Source organism: Streptomyces sp. NPDC054840 (assembly GCF_053611065.1).
Genome location: NZ_JBSGZP010001114.1, coordinates 1 through 1,327 on the forward strand (window position 1 = coordinate 1; position 1,327 = coordinate 1,327).

Annotated in this window: 1 protein-coding gene; it reads left to right on the top strand. The window is 74.2% G+C overall.

The features are described 5' to 3' along the window. Positions 1–170 precede the first annotated feature (170 nt). Positions 171–1,327, top strand: a 1,157-nt coding sequence (locus ACWGIU_RS37990; RefSeq protein WP_453712661.1) for a streptophobe family protein, incomplete at its 3' end; no start/stop codon positions are given.

Genomic DNA, 1,327 nt, shown 5'->3' on the forward strand with positions numbered 1-1,327 from the left:
CAGGAGGAGTGAGTTCCCCGGGGACCATTGTGTGCGCCGTCCGGGTGGTGCCCGCAAGCCGAGGGTGTCACGGTGGCAGGGTGAGTCGGACGTCAAGATCGTCATCATCGGGGGGCTCCGCGAGGGCATGGCGGGACGCCCTCGTCGCCGTCGTCGCGGGATTCGTGGTGATGGCCGCGGTCGCCGCCGCCGGGCTGATGTGCGCGGGCGCGGGCGGCCTTCCGGGCGGCGCCTTCCCGCATGTGGTCGCCGCGGTCGTGGTCATGGCGGCGGGCGGTTCGCTGGAGGTGTCGGGCGGTGCCGGTTCGCTGGCGGGGGCGGACGTGAGCCTGTCGGTGGTCCCCCTCTCGGTGAGTCTGGCCGGCGCCCTCATGACCGGCCACCTCTTCCTGCGGCCCCTGCACAACCGGGCCGTGGCGCGGCCCCGCGAACTCATCGGCCGCGCCGTCCCGTTGGTCGTGCTGTGGCTGCTCGCCCTGACCGGCGCCACCTTCCTCGCGCGCGAGACCTTCGGCATCTCCACCGGTGACTCCCCCATCGGGACCATCACCGAACTCCTGGACTCGGCGCCCACGGTGGGCTTCCGGGCGGACCTGCCCGCCACCCTCCTGTACGGAGTGCTGTGGATCCTGGGCCTGCTGCTGATCGCCCTGCTGGTCTCCCGCCGCGCCCCGCTCCCGGCCGGGCTCGTCCGTTTCCACTCGGCGCTGCGCCCGGCGGCCTTCGCCACGATGCTGCTGCTCCTCGCCTACGTCGTCCTCGGCATCGGGGTCGGCGTGGTCGTGGCCGCCACCCAGGGCCATGCCGACCGGACCCTGGCCGTGATCCTGCTCGGGCTGCCGAACCTCGTCTGGCTCGCGCTCACCCTGGGCTTCGGCGGCGCCTGGGAGGGCAACGTCGAGGGACCCTTCGGGCTGCCGATGCCGCAGCTGCTGGACCAGGTCCTGCGCGGCTCCGACCCGTCCCGGATCGACGTTTCCGCGCTCGCGGAGCAGGACTCCCGGGCGTGGTGGCTGGTGGTGATGGCCGCCGTCCTGCTGCTCGGCACGGGCGTACTGGCCGCCGTACGCTCCCCCGCCCACGTCCGCCCCTGGCAGCACGCCCTCCACCTGGGCGTGGCCCTGGCCCTGGCGACCCTGGCGGTCTGCCTGCTGGGCCGGATCCAGGCGCAGTTCGGCCTCTCCCTGCTGGGCATCGGTGAGGTGGACGGCCTCGAGGGCCAGGTCCGGCTCCAGCCCGTGCTGTGGCGCAACGTCGGTCTCGGGCTCCTGTGGGGCGCGGTGGCGGGATTCCTGGGCGCCCTGCTGGCCCGCCCGCTGCACCGGGG